General features: G+C 56.5%; 17 protein-coding genes and 5 pseudogenes. 15 read left to right on the forward strand and 7 right to left on the reverse strand.

Translation table 11 applies throughout. From position 1 onward, the window contains the following. The first annotated feature begins 182 nt into the window (after positions 1-182). Positions 183-809 carry a hypothetical protein gene (locus OKW26_RS17020; protein ID WP_429354467.1) on the forward strand — a complete coding sequence of 209 codons (627 nt, stop codon included), beginning with the start codon at positions 183-185 and terminating at the stop codon, positions 807-809. Positions 810-1,712: 903 nt separating this feature from the next. Here OKW26_RS17020 and OKW26_RS17025 read toward each other — a convergent pair. After that, positions 1,713-2,099 (reverse strand): DUF6471 domain-containing protein, encoded by a 387-nt coding sequence (locus OKW26_RS17025; RefSeq protein WP_429354468.1) that lies wholly within the window; start codon positions 2,097-2,099, stop codon positions 1,713-1,715. Positions 2,100-2,360: 261 nt separating this feature from the next. On the opposite strand from OKW26_RS17025, the gene OKW26_RS17030 reads away from it, so the two are divergent. The 8 genes and pseudogenes from OKW26_RS17030 (at position 2,361) to OKW26_RS17065 (ending at position 10,060) form a co-directional block, all read left to right on the forward strand. Continuing rightward, complete coding sequence (locus tag OKW26_RS17030) at positions 2,361-3,095, forward strand: hypothetical protein (protein WP_429354469.1); 735 nt, start codon at positions 2,361-2,363, stop codon at positions 3,093-3,095. A gap of 862 nt (positions 3,096-3,957) precedes the next feature. Next, a complete protein-coding gene (locus OKW26_RS17035) occupies positions 3,958-5,907 on the forward strand; it encodes a hypothetical protein (protein ID WP_429354470.1) in 1,950 nt (649 codons plus the stop codon). Positions 5,908-5,941: 34 nt separating this feature from the next. Further along, positions 5,942-7,069: a hypothetical protein gene (locus OKW26_RS17040; protein WP_429354471.1), complete on the forward strand. Its 1,128-nt coding sequence runs from the start codon at positions 5,942-5,944 to the stop codon at positions 7,067-7,069. A gap of 16 nt (positions 7,070-7,085) precedes the next feature. Beyond that, a pseudogene (locus OKW26_RS17045) lies at positions 7,086-7,463 on the forward strand (TniQ family protein); the annotation flags it as partial. Between the two features lie 363 nt (positions 7,464-7,826). Beyond that, positions 7,827-8,432 carry a hypothetical protein gene (locus OKW26_RS17050; RefSeq protein ID WP_429355276.1) on the forward strand — a complete coding sequence of 202 codons (606 nt, stop codon included), beginning with the start codon at positions 7,827-7,829 and terminating at the stop codon, positions 8,430-8,432. 16 nt (positions 8,433-8,448) lie between these two features. After that, on the forward strand, positions 8,449-8,748 hold the full coding sequence (locus tag OKW26_RS17055; protein WP_429354472.1) for a hypothetical protein: 300 nt from the start codon (positions 8,449-8,451) through the stop codon (positions 8,746-8,748). Further along, positions 8,681-9,629, forward strand: a pseudogene (locus tag OKW26_RS17060) (IS5 family transposase). Before OKW26_RS17055 ends, OKW26_RS17060 begins: the two are co-directional and overlap by 68 nt. A 227-nt stretch (positions 9,630-9,856) precedes the next feature. Continuing rightward, entirely contained in the window at positions 9,857-10,060 is a 204-nt protein-coding gene (locus OKW26_RS17065) for a hypothetical protein (protein WP_429354473.1), read from the forward strand. A gap of 140 nt (positions 10,061-10,200) precedes the next feature. Here OKW26_RS17065 and OKW26_RS17070 read toward each other — a convergent pair whose 3' ends face one another. Next, positions 10,201-11,007 (reverse strand): H-NS family nucleoid-associated regulatory protein, encoded by an 807-nt coding sequence (locus tag OKW26_RS17070; protein WP_429354474.1) that lies wholly within the window; start codon positions 11,005-11,007, stop codon positions 10,201-10,203. A 333-nt stretch (positions 11,008-11,340) separates the two neighbouring features. Here OKW26_RS17070 and dcm (OKW26_RS17075) point away from each other — a divergent pair, with 333 nt between their 5' ends. Next, positions 11,341-12,702 carry a DNA (cytosine-5-)-methyltransferase gene (gene dcm / locus OKW26_RS17075; RefSeq protein WP_429354475.1) on the forward strand — a complete coding sequence of 454 codons (1,362 nt, stop codon included), beginning with the start codon at positions 11,341-11,343 and terminating at the stop codon, positions 12,700-12,702. 193 nt (positions 12,703-12,895) lie between these two features. Here the strand turns inward: dcm (OKW26_RS17075) and OKW26_RS17080 are convergent, their stop codons facing one another. Next, on the reverse strand, positions 12,896-13,792 hold the full coding sequence (locus tag OKW26_RS17080; protein WP_429354476.1) for a GIY-YIG nuclease family protein: 897 nt from the start codon (positions 13,790-13,792) through the stop codon (positions 12,896-12,898). A 433-nt stretch (positions 13,793-14,225) separates the two neighbouring features. Between OKW26_RS17080 and OKW26_RS17085 the strand changes: the two are divergent. The 5 genes and pseudogenes from OKW26_RS17085 to OKW26_RS17105 all read left to right on the forward strand — a co-directional run. Continuing rightward, positions 14,226-14,795, forward strand: a pseudogene (locus tag OKW26_RS17085) (DNA cytosine methyltransferase); the annotation flags it as partial. 387 nt (positions 14,796-15,182) lie between these two features. Next, positions 15,183-15,359: a DNA cytosine methyltransferase gene (locus tag OKW26_RS17090; protein WP_429355240.1), complete on the forward strand. Its 177-nt coding sequence runs from the start codon at positions 15,183-15,185 to the stop codon at positions 15,357-15,359. Between the two features lie 393 nt (positions 15,360-15,752). Beyond that, positions 15,753-17,123, forward strand: coding sequence for a DNA (cytosine-5-)-methyltransferase (dcm, locus tag OKW26_RS17095; RefSeq protein ID WP_429354477.1), 1,371 nt, complete (start codon positions 15,753-15,755; stop codon positions 17,121-17,123). A gap of 578 nt (positions 17,124-17,701) precedes the next feature. After that, a pseudogene (locus tag OKW26_RS17100) lies at positions 17,702-18,494 on the forward strand (IS701 family transposase); the annotation flags it as partial. Positions 18,495-18,629: 135 nt separating this feature from the next. Then, a pseudogene (locus tag OKW26_RS17105) lies at positions 18,630-19,453 on the forward strand (transposase); the annotation flags it as partial. Positions 19,454-20,394: 941 nt separating this feature from the next. Here the strand turns inward: OKW26_RS17105 and OKW26_RS17110 are convergent. The 4 genes from OKW26_RS17110 to OKW26_RS17125 form a co-directional block, all read right to left on the reverse strand. Then, the gene (locus OKW26_RS17110; protein ID WP_429354478.1) at positions 20,395-21,600 is read right to left on the reverse strand and encodes an IS91 family transposase; all 1,206 of its coding nucleotides are present in this window, start codon (positions 21,598-21,600) and stop codon (positions 20,395-20,397) included. Positions 21,601-21,888: 288 nt separating this feature from the next. Continuing rightward, positions 21,889-22,899, reverse strand: a complete 1,011-nt coding sequence (locus OKW26_RS17115; RefSeq protein WP_187620106.1) for a site-specific integrase — start codon at positions 22,897-22,899, stop codon at positions 21,889-21,891. Beyond that, positions 22,896-23,879: a tyrosine-type recombinase/integrase gene (locus tag OKW26_RS17120; RefSeq protein WP_090812759.1), complete on the reverse strand. Its 984-nt coding sequence runs from the start codon at positions 23,877-23,879 to the stop codon at positions 22,896-22,898. The genes OKW26_RS17115 and OKW26_RS17120 overlap by 4 nt, the downstream gene beginning before the upstream one ends. Continuing rightward, positions 23,872-25,134 carry a site-specific integrase gene (locus OKW26_RS17125; RefSeq protein WP_429354479.1) on the reverse strand — a complete coding sequence of 421 codons (1,263 nt, stop codon included), beginning with the start codon at positions 25,132-25,134 and terminating at the stop codon, positions 23,872-23,874. Before OKW26_RS17125 ends, OKW26_RS17120 begins: the two co-directional genes overlap by 8 nt. Between the last annotated feature and the right edge of the window lie 39 nt (positions 25,135-25,173).

The following is a 25,173-nucleotide window of genomic DNA, read 5'->3' on the forward strand; positions in this document are numbered from 1 at the left end:
TGCTCATGTTGTAGCGGAGCTAACTCCGCGCCGCTACGTGGAGTGGATGACCACATCGAGCAGCGCGATTGGTCGAGCGCTCAGGCAGGCGATTCTAAACGAACAATTTGAGCAGCGACAAAGGGAAAAGGCTAAGTTGTAAGTTGAGACTAAGTTGTGCGAACAACGTTGAAGGAGAAAGCATGTCTATCTACCTGCAACTGGCTGCAGAGGGCGCTGAAATCGTCTGGCTAAGGCACTGGTCGATACGCGAGTCCGCTGAAGGTGCGAAACATTTTGTAGGATACAGCCAGGAAACGCATAATGGTCGCGTTAGCACAAAAATAGTTCACCTAGATAAAGCGACACGTACGGCCCAAACATTAAGCGGGCGGATTTACCAACTTGTTGGTCCGAGCGGGTATAACGCCGATGGCGAATATGTGTTCAACACGGTCGCCAAAGGCCTCGGCAACGGTAAGCCATGGCGGGATGTGACGGAAGAGCTGATTCCTGATTGTCACGAGCGCAAGCATGTGACAGCGAACTGTGAGGAGGTCAGACTCGACGCTGCTGCACGGCTACTCTTCCTGTCGCGCGCATATGTAAGGTCGCTTATTAATGACGAAAAAATCCCAGGTCGAGTGGGCGAAGACGGTGTTCAATGGATGCCAATTGACGCGCTGATTGGGTATCGTACGACTATGCGCGCCGAACAGACAGCGGCGCTCGAAGCCCTTATGAGCGTATCCCAACGCCTGGGTCTCTATGACGCAAAGGCTTCGGGCATTCCCCTGCACGGAACCTCTAGTGACGTGGAAACCGAATAGGTAAGTCGCGAGTCTACGGCCGGCCGTTGATTGATGTCGACACAGCGACATTCTCGACCTTGTTACTCTCAATACTGAGGTGACGCCCGCCGACTTCTAGGTCGCAACGCAAACACGAACTCCAGACAACAGGAGCCTGCATACAAAACACCGACCTCGGGGGCGCAGGACGCCAGACGCATGCAGGTCGCCGAGGCGACTATCTGCGATCTAACCGTTTAAGGAATTGCTCCGGCGGCGAGCGGTTAGATTACAGGGCCAGACCGTTCCGATTCAAGGGGCTCCAGAAATAGGGGCTGATCGGGAGCAAATCGTCAGTCGATCGGCTAGGGCATTGCAGTTTTGTAAGCTATTGATATTGATAATAAATATAAGAAAACTATTGAACAATTCCTCGAGCGTCGGGCTGAGGTTTGATGGAGTGGCGCATTTTTTGCAACCGCGAACGCGCAGGGCCGAAAGAAGCAGTGATGTAAATCGTCATCTGGCTCTTTAGCTCCAGGTGCGGGCGACAATTACCGCTTGAAAAGTCCTCCGCCTAAAGATGCGGTTGGGCGTTTTCTCGGGCCTTGTTGATTACCTGATTAACATCCGCAAGTAATTAAAAAAAGGGCTGGCGTTAATCGTTAAAATGCAGGCAATGGTTCACCAATTAATAGAGGCTAGATGATTTGGCTTAATTGGTGGGTGTCGCTGCAGGCTCGTGCTCCGAATGGTTTATCTTTCCTGAGCTTTGCGAGAGTGGCGAGCGGAAAGCTTGGTCTACTCTGTGCCTTTGCTGGTGCGGCTTTGCGAGGATTTTCTGGCAGGTTCGGGAAGCGTTGCGGGGAATAAAAAGACAAAGCGAGGGTGTGATCGAGTAAAATCCCGATCAGTGATAAACTGGCCCGCAGAATAAAGTATTTAACTTTCTGCGTTTGATATAACAGTACGGCGCTCTATATCCTTTCTGGACATTGGAACTTGGAGCACCAGCCTATCGTTTCCAAGTATCCGTAGAACCTGCAGAAAAAAGCTCATGCGGAACGTTCCTCGAGTGGCTTTATGCGCGACCGATCGCTCGGTCTCGTCAAAGCCCGCTTCCTTGAGCAGTTCTGCAAGCCTCGCGTACGTCAGGTCGTGCCTACGCAGCTCATCCTTAAGGATCTTCCTGCACTCGTAGTCAAAATCGACGCCCTCGACTGCATCCTTGATTGACATAAAACTCCTCCACATTGGCATCCTCCAGGTGAAAAGCCACCTAGAAACCGCCTTTTCGCAAACATCCATCCTCTTTATCACCTTCGTCACCGATTCTCTTTGCCTTTGGCCTGCCGTCAAGCTATCTTTGGGATGCCAGATCCCAAATGATTGTTAAAAGCCCAAATGCGGGATGACGGGCGAGGGGATAGCCCATATACGGGTAATTTTACCCTTCGAATGGCGGTTTGCGACTGCACCGCCCAGTTACGCTTCGCGCGTTGCCGTGGTGCACCCCCACGGCTCGAGCCGCAAGCGAGCGCGGGTTGCGTACGACGAACAGATGAGCATACCCGTCACGGGGGATGTCAGATGAGCCAGGAAGAAATAGTCGAGAACCCTTTCTATGTGCGTCCCGCTCGAAGGGTTAACACGTACGCCGCGGCGAAGGCCAAGCGGCGTCGCGGCGCGGAGATGATTACGGTCGATTTTGAGAAGGTCGATCGGCGGTTCATGATTTACGGAGAGACTCTGGCCGCCTTCCTGATCCTGCAGGAATGGAATCCGAAGGTGAAAATATTTTACATGGGCGAGGGCAGGTGGCCCGTCACTGACAGCGATGCTCTGGATCAATCGGCGCCGGTCATCGTTAAGCTGGTGACCGACGCAGAGATCTGGACCACGTGCTGCACAGTGGCACCTTCGACGGAGCGTGGGATGAAGCGGATGAAGGTGAGAGAGCTCGAGGCGCAGAAGAATGGCGCCGTGCATCGCATTTTCACTCAGGCCGACGGTATCGCGCAGAGGCCAAGACTTGAGAACTATGTGCAGATGAATGCGTGGCTTCATCGCGTCCCCAGAGAGCGTTTCGACTGCCGTCTTGAGGCGAAGGTTATCCGTGACGCGCTGCGTGCACATAAGACCACGACGCTCGATTATCTGCTGCGGGTGGACGGCGTTTCTGACGCAAAGATGCATGGAACCGTTGCTCGGTTACTGCATTCAGGCGATCTCGAAGCTGTCGTAAGTCTCGACAAAGAGGTTTTTGGTCATGCCAGCGATATCCGCTGGGTCGAATGCGGCGGGGACCCTAGTTCAAGTCCCTGATGTTTAAGTTCCATATCCCACCTTCGCGCCAATTGGATGCGGTCTCTGATGCTTCACCCAACAACACGGTCTGTGCACTGCTTGACGTAGTTTAAGGTTGTGCGGGGCGTAGGCATTACGCGCCCAGCGGATGGACTGCTACTTTCTTCTATTGCTTCATTGCATCGCTTAGTAGTGCTTATATCACTAAAATACCCATCGAGCGATTGGGCCCGTCTGGATGCAACTGACGTCCAGCTGCCTCTGTGATGAACGACGAGCGCTGTCGAGCTCGACGGCGGTGACCAACCAAGCATTTCGAAGGCTGACCATGCCTGGGACTAACAAGATACCGTACTGTCTGCGGGATACCGCTACTTGGGCGACGCCCGCGCAACTAGATGTGCCGTCAGCGGCATGGGCTCAGTTCGATGCCAAGGTGGCCGCTGTCAAGACGTATCGCAACGGCCCGTCGTATCCCGAGATAAGGGAGATTGCGGGACTCGATGCGGATGATGTTCGCCGGATCGCACAGCGTTTCCCGGCGACTGATCCGTCTAAGGGTGAAATATGTAGACTTTCCGCGTGCGCCAAGGGGTTGCGCTCGCGGGAGAATAGATACACAGCACCATTCAGTGGGTTGGCTGCGGTGTTGGATGGCGGGGGCAATGCTCAGAACGGAAGCGTGTCCGGTGCGTCGCCGTATCCGTTGGAGGCAGCCCGGACCAAAAAGGAGAGGCTGGCGAACAAGTCACAGGCCGGCGACTCAAATCACCAGCAGTCCGATCTCGGGTGATCGACCGTGCCCGCGCGTAACAAGGTCCCCTATCGGCTACGGGACACCACATTATGGCCAAGGCCGGCGCAAACAGAGGTCCCGCCCGTGGCATGGCCGGTGTTTAACGCCAGAGCCGTCGCTGTCGAGATGTATTGCAACAGCGCATCGTATGACGAAATAAAGAGCAGTACCGGAATTAACGACCGTAATGTTCGCCGGATCCTAGATCGTTGCCTGACCATTGATCCGTCCACGGGTTCGATATACGGATTTTTCGCCTGCCTCGAAGGGATGCGTTTGCGCGAATATACGCGCAGGGCTCCATTCACTGGTCGGGCTGTAGCGGACGCGGAGGGGAATGTCAGGATAGGGGGTGCGTCAGGAATGATGCAGTTGACGCTGGAGGCATTCCCGGGAGTAGAGAAGAAGCTGAAGAAGGTGGCACTCGAGCGGGACCCTGATCACCTACTGGTTAATATTCCGATCATTGATCTTCGCGATGACTTTCACGATTTACTGAAAGAGGCCTTCAACGAGGCAGGGCTAGATTGGAAGCTACAGTGGCCTTTCACTCAGAGGGACGAGGGCTATGAGAGCCTTCGCCGCTGGAAAAAAAATCTCTTGCTCACACATCCCTTCGAGTATTTGGAGGCAGAGTACGGGGAAAAGGTCGCCAACAAGCTGCAGGCGGGCCAGAACAAGGTCAGCATCTTCGAGAACTTCCGGCCGCTCTCGGTTCGACAACTGGATTTTCACGAGATCGATTCGGCTTGCATATTGGTCTTCAAGGACCCCAATGGTGTCGAATTCGAGCAGCCGGTAGAGCGCTTCCATCTTGGTGCGATCGTATCCGAATATCCCCTCGCTATATGTGGATACATCTTTGTATTCGCCGCGACTCCGTCTGGAGACGACGTGCTCGACTTGCTGCAGATGGCGACCTTTCCCGAAAAGAGAGAGGGGTCGATCATGTCACTGATTCCCAACGGGGCTGTCGTCCTCGGGGGCATTATTCCCGAACTTTTTGGCAGCGGCTTCTCAATCCTGAAAATGGACAATGCCACATCCAACATTGCCATGAATGTGACCTCCGTCATCATGGATGTTCTGGGGTGCATGATTCAACTTGGGGGACCCAGAAAGTGGTGGTCGAGACCACAGGTCGAGCGTTTTTTTGGGATATTCACGCGAAAAACGAACCAGACGCTGCCGACTACATACGGCAAGAGCCCCGTTGATCCCATGCGCGGCGATCCCGCCGCAGCGGCGCTTCGACTCAAGATTCGAGTCGAAGATCTCCTGGAGACGTTTGAAATGTTCTGCGAACAATTCAATACGCGGGACGTCTCGTTTAGTACGTATGGGCAAACGGTTAACAGTACAGTTTGGGGCATGCTGAACGACCCGAGCCAAGGGGTATTTCCGCAACCTCTACCGTCTATCGGCGAACCGGGTTGGACCTTCTTTGCGGAAGTGCACGAGTGCGAGGTCAAGGGCGATGCCGCACGGGGCAAGCCCTGTCATATCAATCTTGACAACAGGACGTACACCAACGAAAGGCTTGCCATGCGATTTGATTTGGTGGGCAAGATCCTCATCGTATGCAGACATCGATGGAATGACAATTTGGCATTTGCCATGATCAAGCGGCTCAAAGGGGGATTTCTTGGACTTCTCCGGCCAAACCGACTCGCGCGTCGCCATCCCATGCACACACGCCTCGCAAAGGAGATCAACAAATTTGCCAAGGCGGAATGGTTCGGACGGCGAGGAAAGACGGCTGCCAGGCGTCTCCTCGAGAGGAAGATCGAAGCAGTTCGCACAGGCTCAAAAGTCAAAGAAAGTCGAGCTGCGCTGGATATTCTTCGCATGATTGACATGCTACAAAAGACCGCTGAAGTCGCGACGGGGGCACCGCCTGAGTCGATCGACGCAACGAACGCCGACAGCCTCGTTACGCCTTCGGCACCTACGACACCGATAAGGTCCGAATCTCGTGTAGTTGTGGAAATCGACCCGAGGAACAGGCTTCGGCGTAAGGCGCAACGTCGGTGAGCAGGCGGTAATCCACTAGGCATGGGGAGCAGCGATGGCAAATACAGCAAACAAGCTCGATCAAGTGACAGATGACGGCGCGAAGCAGCGCGCCCCCGTGGAAAGCACAAGCGCACAGCCGGAGCGTGCAACTGTCCATGAGATGCCGCCGCTCAGGCCTATTCCTTCAGAGTGGCGGCCGACGAATAGTGAGTGGATGAGCCATCCGCTCACAGCAGCTGAGATTCCATTGCAGACGCCGACTGTTCAGCGGATGTACGAGACAGTCCAGATCGCCGCGAAGAGCAGAATATCAGGAAGGTATTTCAAGGCTGCCCATGATGATGGGGTAACAGAGACACTGAGAGCCCTGCGGGAAATGTTGGAGGAGTCCGTTACCGGACTTTGTACCGTTTATCACGCGTTCGCGCCCGGCCGGACCGAGGAAACGGAACGGAAGCTATATAACAGCTTCCTTATGTCGGTGACCGGCACCCTTATGCCGGGTGCTGTCAATGATCTGCGAGGGCGTCTGCTTAATCGATTGTGCGAGCTAGCCTCGAAATCCGCATCTCGTACTTTGGTTCTCCTGCTGGATGATCTCGAACACATCACGGAGTGGGATGTGGGGCTCATCAGGCACATGCGACACGCCATGCACGATCAGGGTTTCGGGCTTACCGTATTCAGCGGTGGCCATGATCCTGATATGAACGTGCTCGACGACCGGATCAGGAAAGGGAAGCTCAGAGCAGAAGTCTGGAATGAAGTGAAGGAGGCGGAGGTCGAATTCACAAGCGCGGGATCGATTGAAGACGTCCATGACATCTTTCAGTCTATCGACCAGCAACAACACGCAGGAGTCACCTGGACGACATTTTTTCTTCCTGAAGCTTGCGGTCGAAGATTTTCGCTGGCTGAAGAGATAGAGAATTTCAAGGGGGCGCTCGGAATGACCTCGAAGAAGGCGCGCACCGATCCGTTCATCGTTGGTATCCCCATTCGCTCCCTAATCAGGACGGTGCTCATCTTTTTTCATTTCGCATCAGAATTTGAGTTGGGCAGATTGACGCCGGATGTCAGATTCAAGTGCTGGCAGCAGGCCATTGAATGGGTCCGCCTGATCGAGGTCGTGAACGGAAAATGTGACGCCGGCATCTTCAATGGTGGGCAGCCCAGGTAACAGTGAAGGAATGCACATGCTGCGGACAGAACGTACGAAAGCGAAGTGGACGGCGCTGACATTCGGCCCGCTATCAGGAGAATCTACGCTCTCGTTGGTCGGTCGTTTTGCATATTTGAACGGTGTTTCGAAGCATGTCCTCCGGACAGCACTGGGATATCAGCCGAGGTCTTCCATTGACACATCTGCGCGTACATGCCACGTAGACCCACGGAAGGTTCAAAGTGAGACGGGTTGGCCTGTGCCGCTGCCCGAGACAGCAGCGATCGAGCGACGCCCGCGTCTCTTCAATCATCTGTTTTCCCGTAACTTCCGGTTTTGCGAAGCCTGTCTGAGAAGCGGATATCACAGTTTCTGGCATCAGCTAGACATGTTGGAAGAATGCCCTGTACATGGAATGGCGCTCACCTCGCGTTGCCATAGTTGTGGCGGCGACCTTGGAAGCTGCGGGCGATTAATGGACTGCCACAGCGGCTTCTACGCATGTAATCAATGCGGACACCCTGTCACGGGGTCGCAGTTTTCCTGGCGAATGCACGCAGACCTCCGGGACACGATTCATCGCTTGAATCCTTTCTCTGTTCTAGAAGAGTGGTGGGCATCTTCGTCCGGCCTTCTCGCGGCGGAGCAAGTGCTTGTTCAGAACCCAACCAACGCGTGGCACCGGTGGGGGGATGTGAAAACGGTGATTCAGCATGTGGTACGACGGCGTGCCCATTTGCCTTCGCGGTTGCGCTCGACGAGCTCACAGTCCTCCATGTCAATGCTTGAGTGGGATATCGCCTTATCGCCCCGGTTACGTTCGCGTAATGACGGCGTGAATCGCAAAGACCATTACGAATCGAGTTCGCAAGCACTCTATTTGAGTACGCTCCTGAAGCTGCATCATTGGATATTCCCTTGCGGCGCGGGTTCAAGGAGCGCGGCGACCATGCTTGCCTTGCGCGAAACCGGGCGAATAGAAGGAAGCAACCTTGATCCGAGGCACCTTGCCCTAGCCTGGTTCAGATTGATTTACGAAAATCGCACTGCGACGCCATTTGAATGGCTTAATCCTACGAGTGCACGGTGGGCGGGTGCACATCACATTCGTTATGTTGGGCTTCAGGTCCAGCGTTTGCCAGCTCGTGCAGCATTCCTCGGCGTTTTCGCTATCTTGCTCGAGTTGACGACACGCCAGCTGAACGACGAAGGAGTGTTGCGCCTGAACGGATTTGAGGCTATACCATCTCTTGTCCCCTTGGTGTACCTTCCGTTTTGTTCGAACTCAGCACTTTCGCACGCTCGTTCAGATGGGTTTGTAGTTTTCCCGACTATCGCTGGTCTCGATATTTCCAGGATGTGGCCGGGCGCGGTACTGTGACAGTCCAATATGACTTATGAATCTCATGATGAAGCGAGAGATTACGGTGCGCGAACTGACGAAGCTTAAGGCTCTTGCTTCGAAGCTTCCGGAAGCTGTGGTCGTCATATCGGTCTTGCGTGACCACTTTACCCAAAAAGAGATCGAACTCCTCAAGAAATTTGTTAAGGAAGGTCTGCAAAAGTCCTGGCATTGCGTTGCGGCTGAGCTATCCTGCAAACAGAGCGAATTAGGTGAGGAGCAACGTGATGACGCAGCTTGGTCTTGGTCTGGATCTGTCAACGAAGCGCACTCGGAAGCGGGAATTTCTCGATGAGATGCAACGCGTTGCGCCCTGGTTGAAGCTGATCGCGCTGATCGAGCCGCACTATCCCACGGGCAAAACCGGTCGGCCGCCGTTCCCGATTGCAACGATGCTGCAGATTCATTTCATGCAGCAATGGTTCGGTCTGTCAGACCCTGCTATGGAAGAGGCACTGTATGACGTGCCGCTTTATCGCGAGTTCGCGGGTCTGGACGGCGCGATGGTTCGCTTGCGAAAGCACGATTCTCCGGTTCCGCCACCTGCTGGAGACGCACGGACTGGCGGTGCAAATGCTGGCGCTGGTCAATGAAATCCTGAAGGAGAAAGGCCTGATGCTTAGGGCTGGGTCGGCAGTCGACGCTACCCTGATTGCCGCGCCCACTTCGACAAAGAATGGCTCCGGCACGCGCGATCCGGAAATGCAATCCACGCAGAAAGGTGGCAACTGGTACTTCGGAATGAAAATGCATGTCGGCGTAGACGCCGACTCAGGCCTGGTCCATACGGTCATTGGAACAGCGGCCAACGTTCACGACATCACCGTAGCTTAGGCGTTGCTGCATGGTGAAGAAACGGATGTGTACGCGGACGCCGGTTATCAAGGTATCGAGAAGCGTTGTGAGACTGACGCGGTTCGTTGGCATGTGGCAATGCGACCGGCAAAGCGCAGGAAACTGGATCTGAGCGATTCGTTGGACGCGATCTACGATCAGATCGAACGCCTGAAGGCGGGTATTCGGGCCAAGGTCGAACACCCGTTTCGCGTCCTCAAGCGGCAGTTCGGTTACCTCAAGACCCGCTATCGTGGTTTGATGAAGAACATCGCCCAGATCACCACGCTGTTTGCTTTGGGCAATTTATGGATGGCGCGCAGAGCTTTGCGCAAAGCTTGAACCACCGGGCCGGTGAAGGCCATATGTCTGGTGAGAGCGCTCCGGCGCGCAGAAACCCATGGCGATGAACTCACCAACATAGATCTGAACGCCGAGGCTGCGCTCGATGTGAAAGGTAACGCTGCAAAATCGGGTTGTGCAGACCTTCCTTAAACTGGGGGCGTCGCGTGAATGTCCACGGTGAGCCGACAAACCCGGTGCTGCTTTTGACATCGCATGAGCCGACGATGGATTTCATGCTTTCCAAAACATGGAAGGAACTCGGTGGTGTGCATGCCCGCTTTGCTGACCATCAGCTTACGCGCAACCTACTGAATCTTTCCGATTCGACGCAGCAGATCTATCTGGGCTTGCCTTCCTTCCATCAAGTGCGAAGAGAATATTGGGACAGGCGGCTTAAGCAACGAAAAGCGGCGCAGAAAGACACATAGCGGCCGGCCGCTTTTTTCCCGCTCGGCAATTCCTAGGTTCAACAGTTAAGACTAGAGCAAATCGACCGCTGCATCTCAAAGCTCAGACACGACCCCTGAGATGTAGCGGTCGATTGCATAGCTGTTGCGCCGAAGGGCGGTCACGCTCCCGTTGGCACCGCCACTGCGCCATTGATGTGCTCTGCTACCGCCGCTGGTGCTGCGGCATCCGTCTCAATGTCCTTCACCCGTGCACTCTTGGTTGTCGCCTTTTTGGCAGATACGTTCTTTGCTGCCGCTTTTGAGACGACCTTTTTCGCGGTCACCTTCTTAGAGGCCGTGCCAGCGCGAACGGACTTCTTTTCTGCGGGCGCAGACCGTGTTGCGGTCTTCTTCGCGGACACTTTCTTAGCTGCAGCCTTCTTTGCCGGTGCCTTTCCAGATGTCGAAGAAATGGTGCTCAAATCGGCAGTATCCGCGATCAGAAACTTGGCGCGGTCCTTCGCATTCGCAATCCACGCCGGCGCTCGGCCCCGACCACTCCAAGTCGTGCCGCTCTTAGGATCACGGTACAGGGCCGGTTGCGGGCCTCGCACATAGTTTCCAGCCTTGGCAACCGCCTTTGTCTTCGAGACGGGAGCGCTAGAACTGGCCACGACTTCAAATTTGGTTCGATCCTTTGCGCTAGCAATCCAGGCTGGCGCACGACCGCGCCCTGACCACGTTGCGCCGGTCTTCGGGTCGCGGTATTTAGCCGCGACGGCGCCGCGCGCATCCGTGGATTGGACGCTCGGTTTGCGGTCACGTTTCTTGCCGAGGTGTGCCTCGATGTCAGCAATCACAAGACCGTGTCTTTCCATCAAGTCGTGAATTTTCTGGAGAACACCCGAACTTTGCTTTGCAGCTACCGATGCCGCTTGGGCTTCTAGGTTTGCGATTCGCGCTCGAATGGTTTCGAGAGTTGCCATAGTTATCTCTTCAAGGGTTAATTGCCGCACTATGCCACAGTCATCGAAGAGCGTGGCTGTTCTCTGGACAAACTTATGCCGACAAATCAAAAAATCGTCGCTCCACTCATTACAGATTCTTCATTCAGGTCCGTGCAGGGTGTTGTCCTATCGGAAGGCTAACTCATTGTCGCTCTTTGTTCGTTTAAGAATCTGCATACTCGTGTTGTCATGACCGGTGCGTGGTTAAGAATTCTTAGACGGCGCGTCGTCATTCCGACCTCCGCGACGTAGCTGAGACCGAGCTAAAACTGATCGCAATACCTGTTTCCTCTAACAGAAGTGGGAAACAGGATGTCTCAAAGCAACACCTCAAAGCTTTATACCGCTGACCTCTTTTCCGGAGTCGGTGGATTCCGTCTGGCGCTCGAGTCAGTCCACGGAGCACCGTTCGAATTCAGTCTAAGTTGCCAGTGGGAGCCGTCGACGCGGATCCAGCACGCGAGCATGGTCTACCAGAAGCACTGGGCAGAGGGAGTTCACCTCAATGAAGATATGCAGTCGGTCTTGTCGTCCGAAGAGGGGCGCGAACGGGTGCGAGAGTCGAAGATTGACGTCATCTGTGCCGGATTTCCGTGTCAGGACTATTCAGTCGCAAAACCGCTATCGCAATCACAAGGGCTTGCTGGCAAGAAGGGTGCGTTGTGGTGGTCCATTGCACAACTCCTGCAGCAGCGGAACGACGACAATCGCCCTGTCCAGTATTTGGTGCTTGAAAACGTCGACCGTCTGACTTCGAGTCCTGCTGCCAGTCGAGGGCGGGATTTTGCTGTGATTTTGTCGACGCTCAAGGCGTTGGGCTACGCGGCTGAGTGGCGTGTGCTCAACGCGGCGGAATACGGGCACGCACAGCGTCGCAAGCGCATTTATATCTGTGCATATCACGAATCTACGGGAATCTACCGGAAGCTTCGTACGGCCGCGTCGGTGTCAGGGCGAACGCCGCTCACGCAAACTTTGCTATACAGCGCATTTCCATGTACTTTGGTGAACGCTCCGGAAGCAGTGCAGTCCGCGTTGTCCGTCCTCTCAGAGCCGCTGAACGAGCAACTGGCGTACCGTCCTCTCTCGAACGGGCGCACGCGCTTTGGTAATATTGGCTTGATGCTCGACGGAGCTGTTTATACCTGCTCGGCGAAGGCTGCCACCATCAAGGATTTTATGCAGTTCACGGGCCACCACGACGCGCTCACGCTGGGTGATGTCGTCAGACAGACTGGACCGGTACCGTCTGGGTTCTATATCAAGCCGGAGGACGAGGCGCGCTGGCTTCAGGCGAAAGCGGCGAAAGTTACGCCCCGGAATGCAAATGGCTTTGAGTACAGCTATTCCGAGGGAGCGATGAGCTTTCCCGATTCGCTTGACCGGCCAAGTCGGACAATCATTACGTCGGAAGGAGGTACTACGCCATCGCGCACAAAGCACGCAATCCGAGACGGTTCAGGGCAGCTTCGACGCCTCACCCCGGAGGAATTGGAAACTCTCAACGGATTCCCGCGCGGCTTCACAGAACTTCAAGGTGTCAGTGATGCCGCTCGAGCCCGACTGATGGGTAATGCGCTCGTCGTACCGATGATTCAGCGGATAGGCGAGATTCTGCACTCGGAACACCACAAGTGTCTCGTCGAATCGCCGACGTCAGTCGTCATGCTCTGATGGATTGCTCCGGAATCGAGGTATCGAGGGCGCTCCCTTTCCGCCCTTTTTACGGTGACCGAGCCAGGGGCTCGCTAGGATTGTACGCTAAAGCAGCGGCTTTGCTGACAGATTGTGCTTGTTGATATCGACCTAGAGCTCAGTAATGGCACCGCACGCCGCCCAAATCTATCCTGCCGTTTTGGCTAACGTGTTATGCAGCCAGTTGATACGTTGCCGGTGACGCGTCGGCGTCCTGTCTTCGCTTGAGTTCGTGCAATGTCACCCCGTGCTGGTTTTTCCAATCGAGCCAGCCGTTACACGCGCTCCCGCAGACAACGGCGGACGCACCGCTGGGCGACGTGAACAGAAGGTCTTCGTCAAAGTAAAGTGCGCCGTCGCGGACGGAAATCTTCTTTTGCTGCAATAACTCCTCACGCAGTCGGGCAAACGAGTGGTTTTGAAATCCGCGACTGACGTCGGCCTTCCCAATCGAGCCACGGAGAACGACGAGGCCTTCGTCCGTATAGTAGCCGGATGCGGAAGTGTTCGCTCGTCTGCAGAAGAGGATATCTTCAGACTCCTTTGTTGCTGCAGGATTGCCAAATCGCTCAAACAGCGGCAAACCCAGTGAGGCAACGAGAGTACGACCGGTATCAAATATCTCGTAACAGTCCGCGGCTAAAGGGGCAGGGACATGTGGTTTGCTACCGCCGTTGCAGTTGTCAATGCGATAACGGCCCGCGTTCCGCGCCTCTTGAATCAGAAGGTTTTCCAGAAACAGCGCGTGCGTTTGAGTCAGGCTTTCAGTACGGGTTGAAATAATGAAAGCGCGCTGCCAAAAGTCTTTTTCATTATTGTGGGCGACTAGCCTTTTGCGGAGGTCACCCGTTTGCCCGATATAGGCGAGCTTGCCGGAACCGTCGTCCGCCTCGCCAACCAGGATGTACACGGACAGGCGCTCGCTCTCGCGCATTTCGAGGAATTCCGCGACACGGCTTCGCGGCACATCAATGGCCTGGACGATGCGTGTGGTGATTTCAGCAATGCGAATGCCGCGCGGGTCGCCGCTTGGCAGGAAGATTTGAATGGTTTGTGGCCGTGAGTTCATCGTTCTAAATTCCTGGTCTAACTGTTCCCCTGGCACGGGGATACCGTTTGTTTGGCTGCGACGCCTGAGTGCGGCGTCGATTTAGCGGAACGATATTCTTATTGTTTTGATCAGGCAACGTATAAATCGCATATGTATAAATTGGTAGATTAAAGAGAAAAAATCCATCTATTTATACATTTTATTTTGAATTCGGATTTGACGGTCTGCCGATGGGTAAAGACGGCGTCTTTTCTTTGATCGTCGCGAAGTAGCCGCGTCTCGAGCTTCGGTAATCGGTTGTCGCGGAGTTGCGTCGCAGGAGGGTGGGTCGTAGGCCGCGACGCATCTGAATTGGTCTAGCGTAGCGGGCTGAGTTTCGGGCGATAAAAACAGCGGCTACACGAGCTTTCAACTGAAGGCTCGTATGATGGTCCGTTCGTATTTGCAGGAGATGGTCCCGGGACATGCAGTCCCGGAAGATGCCAATGTCCTCACTTGTGGCGAGTTGTTCACTGGCTGTGGTGGAATGCTCACTGGGTTGGCACAAGCGGGTTTCGGGCACAGGTGGGTGAATGAAGTGGATGCGACCGCGTGCACCACTTTGCGCAACAATTTACTGGGTCATTAGGTTGCGGAATCCCGCCGTGTGATAGAAGGGGATGTTCGGGAAATCGATTGGAATGACATTGATGCGGTCGACCTTGTAGCCGGTGGTCCACCATGCCAGCCGTTCTCGAAGGGCGGACGCGCAGCGGGCGAAACCGACCCCAGAGATATGTGGCCGGAAGCGATTCGTGCCGTTCGAACGCTGCAGCCACCCGCGTTCTTGTTTGAGAACGTCAAGGGCCTATTGAGGCCAGCTTTCTCGGAATATCGGGCGCGAATTCTGGGCGGCCTGAGATGCGGTGACGGCAGCGGCTTCGAGCGCGGTGATAAGTACCAGGTTGCTGTGATTGCCGTAAATGCTGCGGACTATGGCGCACCACAGAAGAGAGAACGGGTGCTAATTGCTGGTGTGCGCAGGGACTGCGGGTCGCTAGTCCCTTTTCCCTCAGCCACTCACAGCGTTGAACGTTTGGTGTGGGACAAGTGGATAGGCGGACGTTACTGGGACAGGCATGGTTTGTCGCGTCCGGCTTGTGGGCCAACGTCGCGCGTTGAGCGGACAGTTTTTCGAGCACTGAGCCGAACCCTTATAGAGCCGGAGGGGTTGCCGTGGGTGACTTGCCGGGATGCATTCGTCGGCCTCGGGGAATCGACGTTCAGAGAGTGTTCCCAGCGACACGAATATCGGGCGGGCGCGAAGGCCTATCCTGGTCACGCAGGGAGTCCGATTGATGAGCCGGCCAAGGCTCTCAAAGCCGGGTGTCATGGCGTCCCAGGGGGCGAGAATATGCTGGTCGACGGCATGGGTGCCGTAAGATATTTTACTGTCCGCGAGGCTTGCCGATTGCAGGGAATGCCAGACACGTTCATACCGGCAGGTTCATCGAGTCAAGCGCTGCGGCAGCTCGGCAATGCTATGCCAGCGCAGTTGGCAAAGGTCGCGGGACATTGGATTCGTCAATGTATGAGCCCCCGGTAACTCACGCTTCGGGCAGACCGTAGAGGGCGTGCCGACCACTCACTCCCTTTATAGGGCACACGTGTAATTCGGCGCGGGCCTTTCAGGCTCGCGTCGATATCAATTTTAGTCGCGTCGTCGGCGGACCTGGGCATCAAGCACCGCGTCGGCCTGTCTTGCCTGACGGTGGCAATACTTTGCCCCTTCATCGAATTGCTTGTGCGCGCGGTCTAATGCGCGCCGCGCTTCGCTGTTCAATCAAGCGTAGTTTCGCATCAAGCTGCTCACAATACCTCCACGCCCGACGTCATCACCACGGCACCTCTTAAGGAAGCTGTTCGCGCATCCGGCCTTTTATCGACAGCTGGATAAAACACGTTTCTTGACTGACCACCTTTCTTTTGGAGCGCAATGGTGGTTACAGTCAATTCTTGTCCATTTTCGGAGCCGGCCCTACAGGTCGTCGAGCTTTTCGCTGGCGTTGGTGGCTTTCGGCTCGGGCTCGAGCGGGTTCACGGAAAGCCATTTTCCGTCGTTTTGAGCAATCAGTGGGAGCCCAGCCGGAAGCGACAGCATGCGAGTGAGGTTTATCGTGCTCGCTGGAACGGGGACGTCCATCTCAATGAAGACATTGCAAAGGTTCTGAGTTCCGTAGAAGGCCGAGCGGCGATTCGCGATGCCTGTCCCGATGTTGTGGTTGGTGGCTTCCCTTGTCAGGACTATTCTGTTGCGAAGCCGCTTTCAAAATCTCGCGGAATCGAGGGAAAGAAGGGAGTTCTGTGGTGGTCCATCGCCGAACTTCTCCAGCAGGGAATAGATGACCAGCGGCTTGTCCGATACGTGATACTCGAGAACGTCGACCGGTTGATTTCCTCGCCAGCTGTATGCCGAGGGCGCGACTTCGCGGTAGTGCTATCGACGCTTTACAACATGGGCTATGCAGTCGAATGGCGAGTCATCAATGCAGCCGATTACGGCTTCGCGCAGCGACGTCGGCGGACCTTCATGGTCGCGTACCATAACAGCACCGCGCTTTTCAATAAAATGGCACACGAGGTTGAATCTGCGGGGGTCACATGGTTCGAGAAATCTGTGTTGACTAGGGCCTTTTCCGGGAGACTGGCAAATGAGATGGATGCATCTGGGCCGGCGTTGAGTTTGCAGTCCGAGCCGTTCTCGGAGCAGATGTCGTATCGTTCACTTTCAACAGGAAAGAGCCGATTTTCGAACGCTGGCCTAATGATAGATGGGGCTGTCTGGACGGGTACTGCAAAGGCGGCTATCTTCGATGACTACAGCGAATTCACCGGCTCACCCAAGGCACTGACGCTAGGGGACGTTGTTCGCAAATCCGGACCGGTACCGAGCGAGTTCTATATCCGCAATGCCGATGAGGAAAAGTGGCTGGCCGCAAAGGCGGCGAAAAGAATTCCTCGTCAGAAAAACGGCTTCGCGTATGACTACACAGAAGGCTCGATGTTATTCCCAGACCGACTGGACCTGCCATCCAGAACGATAATCACTTCCGAGGGCGGCGTCACCCCGAGTCGGACGAAGCACGCAGTACGTGAGGCATCCGGATTATTGCGGCGCTTGACTCCGGAAGAGTTGGAAGAACTCAATGGTTTTCCCCGTGGATTTACTGCTTGTCCGAAGGTCTCTGATGTTGCGCGCGCAATGCTTATGGGGAACGCGCTTGTTGCTGGCTTGGTCACAAGGATTGGCGAGGCGCTGTTTCGGGCACACGTCCGCGCCGATGCAGACAAAAATGGCAACTGTACTTAGAAGGTGTTGGGCAATCGCTCGAAGGCTAGTCGCGCGACCGACCATCAAAGCGACTTGTTTTATCTTGGTGCCAGTTATCTCGTGACGCCGGCCCTCCAGTTTATCGTGCAGGGGCAAGCTTTCCTACAAGGCAGCGATGACAGATCTGAGTTGGTTGTGGGGCGTATCAACTACTCCTTGTCGAAACTATCATCGGTATATTTCATGGGCGGCCACGTCTGGAACCAAGGAAAAGCGATGGTCTCCGTTAGCGGAAGCACGGCAACCGGTGCCGAGCCCGGCTCCCGGTCAAGGACAGACAGGCTTCATGGTTAGGATGAAGCACAACTTCTAGTCAACGCATGGCAGCGACCGGTGGCAACGTGCATAAAACAATCCGAGGCAAGCTACCGGTGAAGTTCTCGCGAGTCAAAGGAAGGGAGAGGCCTTGCTTCTCCGTATAAGCTACGATGCTAACTGAAGGACCAGTTTGACAAGTGTTCTGCGGCGCTCGCATAGACGTACGGGGCCCACCTTAGCACTACAGACGTACTTATTTTTTCCTATACTAATTTCGTACTACTACTTTGTACAGGACTATGAAAGAGATCGCAAAAGCGTGGGAACATGAAATCGATCTATTGCATGAAAGACTGGCTGGCCTGTTCAGGCGCGCCGAGCCGCGACAGCGTTCGCTGGCCTATCTAGAAGGTCTGCTGGGCACGGTCGAACGCAAGAATGGCTGGCAACTCGCAGAATGGATCGGCGAGGCCACACCCGATGGCGTGCAGCACCTCCTCGGGCGGGCGCAGTGGGATCCTGACGCGGCTCGCAATGTCCTTCGCGACTACGTCGTTGAACAACTGGGCGAGCGTGACGCCGTGCTGATTGTGGATGAGACGGGTTTTCTCAAGAAGGGCGAATATTCCGCCGGAGTGCAGCGCCAGTACAGCGGCACGGTAGGGTGCATCGAGAACAGCCAGATTGGTGTGTTTCTGTGCTAGGCGGGCAACTGAGGCAGCGCATTTATCGACCGGGAACTATACATGCCGCAGGGCTGGATCGATGATCGTGGTCGCTGCCGGGCGGCGGGCGTGCCCGACACCATGGAATTCGCAACAAAACCCCAACTTGCCAGCCGAATGCTGGAACGGACGCTGGGTGCGGGGGTGCCCTGTGGCTGGGTCAACGGCGACGAGGTGTACGGCGGTGACCGTCCCCTGCGGCTGTGGTTCGAGTCGCGCACGCAACCATTTGTGCTGGCGGTCAAAAGGAGCGAACCGCTGTGGTGGCAAGGCCCGACCTCGATACGTGCCGACAAGATTGCGCAAGCCTTGCCTCCACAGGCCTGGCCGCTTCTCCGCCGGAATCGGCGCAAAATGCGAGCGTCTTCAAGTGGGCACTGAGCAGTCGGGAGGTTTTCAGGTGGTTGATGGAGCGGCCCCCTGAATCGCCGGACACAGTTTCCCACTTAAAATAGCGGGTAGGCATATGACTGTGTTTTTGACTAACAACAAACAAGAAGTGATGGAAGTGTTGATGGGACCTGAACGCCGGCGGCGGTGGTCAGCGGAAGAGAAGCTGGCGATGGTGAGAGAGAGTTTCGAGCCGGGCAAGTCGGTCTCGATGGTTGCACGCCAGCACGGCGTGAATCCGAACCAGCCGTTTCACTGGCGCAAGCTGTATCAGGATGGCAGCCTGTCGGCTGTCAGTGCCGGCGAGGAAGTCGTACCAGCGTCGGAGCTGAGCGATGCGCTGAAGCAAATCAGGGAACTCCAGCAACTGCTCGGCAAAAAGACCATGGAGAACGAGATTCTCCGTGAGGCGGTGGAGGTGGCGAAGTCGCGAAAATGGATTGCGCGCTCAACCTCATTGCCGGGGGACGAGCAGTGAAGCAGGTCTGCGATGTTCTCGGTGTAGCGCGCTCGAACGTGACGGCAAGGCTTGCGCGTTCTGCTGACTGGCAGGATGGACGCAGCGCAAGGAAGACGGATGATGCAGGCTTGGTGGAAGAGATTCGGCTGACGGTCGCCGACTTGCCGAGCTATGGCTATCGCCGTGTCTGGGGCATGCTGCCCCGTGACCGGGAGTGCCGGGGCGTCGCTCCGGTGAACGCCAAACGTGTGTACCGGGTGATGCTTGTTCACGACTTGCTGCTACAACGCCGGCCTTCTCCACCACGACCGCAGCGTCGACACGACGGCAAGGTTGCAGTGGCGAAGAGCAACCAGCGTTGGTGTTCTGAGGGCTTCGAGTTTAGCTGCGACAACGGCGAGCCGTTGCGTGTGACGTTCGCGCTCGATTGCTGTGACCGTGAAGCAATGAGCCGGGCCGCGACGACCGGTGGGCATTGATCCGCCGATGACGGATTTGATGCCGCGTACCAGCTCGCGGCTTGGAAAGGGAAAGCGGAATTGTTGAGTTCCGCAAGTCGTTGGCCTGATCAACCACGCTATGAATGTGGTGGATTCCCGGTCAGATCCCGGAAAAGCTCACCGTTGTCGATGGGCAAAAGGGGACTAGACGCAACTAACCGCCAGATCTCTCCGGCAACCGGGCCGAACATCAAAGGCAGTTCCGCAGCGACGGGCGGGCGCGTGAGCTCATGAGAGAGCGAAGCCTGACCTTCACGTACTTTCGACTTTCATCGGCCCTTCGAGCGGGTCCGGAAACAGCCGATTCCGCAATTTCGGCCACTAAATTCAACGGCGATAAGTCGTGCTGTCACAAAATGTGGTGTTGGCTGGCGGGGCGATAGACCTCCCCGGCGAGGTTTCGTAATTCTAACGTACGTGGACTGTTGTTCCTCATAGGAGGTCGTTGGGGTAGCCAAAAGTTTCTGTCTTGGGTCCGACACGAGTCGGTTGTCCGGGCGGAAGGACAGCCCGCTCCGCGAAGGGTAGGAGTTGCGGGCATAGGGAGCTATTAATATAGTGCAGAGCGTTTTTTCGTTAGCGATCGCGGCTACAGGCGCATCACTAGGCCGATTGAGATCAGTCCGCGGTCGGTAACTAAAAAACCGTTTGCGCTAAACCGCTCCACAGGCGGTGACCGCTATGGGCATTGAATGACTGCTGCGGTAATTTGCGAGGCCCGTGGTGGGTTATCGCACCTGTGCTCGACACAATCGCGTGACGCCTGCGTGGCGAGAGACGCACGAATGTAGTGAGCCGCAGGCAAAGGCTTTGACGTTTTGTGCCATTCGGGTGCTGCGACGAATCGAAGGTACGAGTGCAGCCGCGCTTGCCTCGTCGGGATAGGCAAACGTGTCCAGAAACAGGTGCATTGGCAACTAGTGGGCATGGACGGAACCTGGCGGGGCTCGTGGGAGGCTACCGGGCATACTTTCAATACGGAGCATGTGTCCCGTGCCGCACACGGGACAGTCGCGCAGCGACTTGCCGGTCAGTCGCTGGTAGCAGTCACGGTAGTCTTCGCTGGGCTCGGCTGACGCGGCGGCGGGAGCCTCGACGCCGAGCAGTTGCCGGCACGTAGCGAGCCTGTCAGACCGGTGGCAGTTGGCCATCCATCCGTAGCTGCGGATGCGCTTGAAGCCCTCTGGTAGCACATGCAGCAGGAAGCGGCGAATGAACTCGTCGGCCGTGAGCGTCATGGTCCTTTGCCTGGCCTCGTGCCGGTAGTCCTTCCAGCGAAACTGCACGGTGCGCTCGTCGAAGGCAAGCAGCCGGTTATTGGAGATGGCGACGCGATGGGTGTAGCGGCCCAGGTAGTCGAGCACGTGTTCGGCGCCACCAAACGGTGGTTTCGCGTAGACGACCCAATCCACGTGAGCAGCGGGCGCGAGCCAGGCGGCGAACGCTCGCGGGTCACGCAACGACTCAAGCTGGCCATGAAAGCGCAGCCCGCCGGCGTCAAACGCGCGGCCCAGCTGTTCGAGAAACAATCGGCGAAAGAGCCGTGAGAGCACCCGCACGGGCAGGAAGAAGCCCGGACGGCAGGCGATCCAGCGCTCGCCGTCCGGGGCGATGCCACCGCCTGGCACAACGCAATGCACATGGGGATGATGCAGCAGCTTCTGGCCCCACGTATGCAGGATTGTGATGAAGCCGATCTCGGCGCCCAGGTGCTTCGGATCGGCGGCGATCGTGCGCAGCGTCTCGGCGCTGGCGCGAAACAGCAGATCGTAGAGCGTCTTCTTGTTCTGCAAGGCGAGCGCAGCGATGGATTCGGGAAGCGTGAAGACGACATGGAAGTACTCGACCGATGAGAGGAGTTCCGCGCGCCGACGTTCGAGCCATTGCGCACGGGCGAGCGACTGGCACTTCGGGCAGGCGCGATGCCGGCACGAGTTGTAGGTGATGCGCTGATGTGAGCACGTATTGCACTGCTCGAGATGGGCGCCGAGCGCGGCGGTACGACACAGTTCGATGGCGCTCATCACGCGACGCTGGGCACGACTGAGCCCTTCGGCATGGGTTTGCCGATGCTGAGGGCCGCAGCGGCGGAAGATGTCCGCCACTTCGATCGCCGGTCGCATGACTGCGTTCAGACGTCCTCTGGCACAGCGGGCGCAGACGGAATGGGTGCGGGGTGCGGAAGCAGGTCGAAGGGGCTGGTTGTGGAGCACACGGTGCTCGTGGCCACGGTAAGGTAGCGCAAATGTGCTGCAGCACATTTGCGATATTACCGGCCGAAAGTTGTTATGTGCAGTGTTGAATCCCGCTCGCGATAGCAAAGGTTTCCCGTCGTCGGAACTCTACATAAAAGTTTGGGCAGGATGTGGAGGCCCGCATTCCAAAAAACGGCGTGCGTAACCTCCGCAGTCCTACAGCGAATGCAGCCATTCGAGCAGCGTTTTGTTCTGCTGCCAGGATGGGAACTTTGGAAGCGGTGCACCGTCGGTGGCTTTCTCGAGAGCCTTGCGCTTCATCTCAAGATTTGCGCGAGCATAGATCTCAGTTGTCTTCACATCGACGTGCCCCAGGAAGTCGCGGATGATCTCGAGCGGGACGCCACTTTGCAGCAGGTGCATTCCCTTTGTGTGCCTCAGGCTGTGAGGACTCACCCGCTGCGTGAATTCGGGGTGACTTCGCCGTACAGGAATCACATACTTTTGCAGAAGATAACGCACACCCGAGCGCGATAACCGTGTGCCTTGCCGGTTCTGGAAGAGCGGTTTGTCGGCATGTTCAGGGCGATCGAGGTTGTTATCGCGTCGATACTGGCGTAGCAGTTCGACGGTCGAGTCCATCAGGGGCACGGCGCGCAGCTTTCGGCCCTTTCCCATGAGCCGCACCTGCGATGGAGGATCCACGCGCACGTCCCCGGCGTTCAGGTCAATCAACTCCTGTACCCGGGCACCGGTATCATAAAGTACGCTCAACATCACTGCATCCCGGCGGCCCTCAGACGTATGCAGGTCCGGTTGTGCGAGAAGCTGTGCAAGGTATTCCTTGGAGAGGTAACCGACACTGGCGCGCGGCTGTCGCCGTAGCGGGATCGCGAGGATCTGCTGACACTGGAGCAGGCGCTCGGGTTCTTCCGATTGTACGTATCGGAAGAACGCGTGCAACGCCGCGAGACGATGATTCAGTGTGCTGACCGAAACGTGCCGGTCATTGGCCAGGTGATCAAGGAATGCCTCGACCAGCGGTACGTCGATCTGTGCCAGAGACAGACGCTCCAGTGCGATTCCCTGCACGTCTCGACAGAATCGCAGCAGCAGGGTGAACACGTCGCGATAGGCCTTGATCGTGTTGGGGCTTAGGTTGCGCTGTGCGGCCAGATGGTGCGTCAGGAAGCTGGTCACGAGCACGGAGAAATCCGTCGGTTTCATGATCCGTTCCTCCGCGGGATGACATCACCGAAGGCAGCGCTGGTGCGCGCCGTGATCTCCGGAAACAGCTCGGCGATCAGATGCAAATAGCGCTGCGTTCCAGCGAGGGAGCGATGGCCCATGTAGGTCGCCAGCACCGGGAGCTTCGCATTGAGGTCGGCTCCCTCCTGGCACCACCGCAGCAACGCATGGACGGCAAAAACATGTCTCAGATCATGTAAGCGCGGCCCCTTGCCCCTGCCGGCATGCGGGACCCCGCAGCGCAACAGCAGCTCCCGGTACAGCCAGTAGACGGCTGGGTGGCTCAACGGGCCGTCGGATGGCGAAGGGAAGAAGTAGGCATCGGACGGGCGATCGCCCATGACTTGCGCGTAGGTTCGAAGGCGCTGTACCAGGGGCAAGGCTGGGGGAACGAGCCTGTCCTTTCGAAATTTGCCCTCACGCACCGTCAGGATTCCCCGAACAAGGTCAACGTCGGCCACGCGCAGGTGCAGCACCTCGCCCACCCTCAGGCCGCAGCCATACAGGAGCCGGAGCACTTCCGGCATAATGAGATGCCGCATTGGGGATCGTGCGGTCGGTGTAAGCTGGTCAGCCGCCTGGAACAGCCGCTGAATCTCGGCGTGGGTCAGAATGCGTGGCGAGAAACTGTCAGAGCGCTTTGCCGTCAGCGATCGATCCGGCACGTCAGCAGAATATCCCAGCCGGCACATGAACAGGGAAAATTGGCGAACTGCGCAGATACGATGATCGTGGGTGCTCTTACTCTCGTGGGGCTGTTTGGCGAGCCACTTGCGGCTGATCGAGCGCGGCAGCACGCATTCGGATAGCGCTTCATCGCTCAGGAAGCGGTCAAAGCATGCCAGCAAGCGGGCTTGCTCATCATATCGATAACCACACGCCCGTTTCTCTTGGACGAACTGTTCCATAAGTGAGCCGACAACGCTCCGGAACTGCCCCTTGAATGCGCTACTAGACATGGCGCATCTCCTCGGTGTTCAACGCGGCAGTGCGCAGGGTTTCCACGTCGGTCTTCGCGTAGATCAACGTCGAGGCCGTCGTCGCATGCCCCAGGATGTCGCTGATGACTTGAAACGGCGTCTGTTCATGAAGCAGTCGTGTCGCGAGTGTGTGGCGTAGCGAGTGCAAACCATGGCGTTGTGGAGTCCGGAAACGAATCCCGGCGAGGGCCTTCCAATGCTTGACGATGTGATGCAGGTTAGTAGCCTCCCAGAAGGGTTGGAAAGGCGCATTCAACGTGAGAAACACTTCTCGATGACCCGATTGAGGACGGCCCGATCTCAGATCGTCAATCAGGGCTTCGCCGACTTCTTCCGGTAATGGCAAACAAAGAGGTGCGAGGGTCTTCGACTGCTTAACCTCTATTGTGGCCGTTTCCCACTTCAGATCGTCGATGGTTAGTGTCCGAATGTCGCTCGCTCTCAATCCGAGGCGACAGGCAAGCAGAAGGATCGCGTAATCGCGCTTGCCTTTGGGCGAGGTTCTATCGACGACTTCGAGCAACCTGATCACAAGTTCCGGATCCCAGACCGATGGAACAGTCGCATCGCGGGGAACGTGGACCACCGGCAATACATGGCTGAGATCCTGCTGCAGAATTCCTCGCAGCAGAAGAAAGCGCAGAAAACCACGCACATCGGAAACGATCCGTGAGACGGACTTGGCCGCCAGGCGATGTTGCGAGGTCACAAATGCGCAGAGATCGGCCGGCTGCATCTGGTCAAAAAACGTGATATTCCTTGAACCAAGGAAATCCGCGAATATCGCGATCTCCCGCATCCGCTCGCGAAGGGTCGTTGTGCGAAGATGACGACGATCTCGACAGTACAGTTCATAGTCGCGCAATGTCGTGCTCATGGGCGCCGGGACCTGGATCTTCTGCATGTCGGTGACGGTACGCTCAATGTGTCCGTCACGCGCAAAATCCTCCAGAACCTTGAGGGCAAACACGATATGCCGTCGCCACCCCTGCCGTGAGTTCAGGCACTCACCCTCATACATATGATACGCAGTGCGAAACTGTTCAGCCAGCTCGTACGAATACTGATCTTCCAGGCTCATCTCGTGACAAAACGCGATGAGATGTCGCCAGACTGCGCGATAGCGCGCGAGCGTTCGTCTGCTGTAATGAAGCCTCTCCAGTTCGCCCACGGCACCAGCAACGAACTGCTGCAACGGCAGGTGGCTTGAAACTTGATGGGTTGACTTCTCCATGATCGAGCTCCTCACAAAGGCGATCCCGATGGCCGCCAG

The organism is Paraburkholderia sp. 32 (assembly GCF_050435345.1).
Taxonomy (GTDB): domain Bacteria; phylum Pseudomonadota; class Gammaproteobacteria; order Burkholderiales; family Burkholderiaceae; genus Paraburkholderia; species Paraburkholderia tuberum.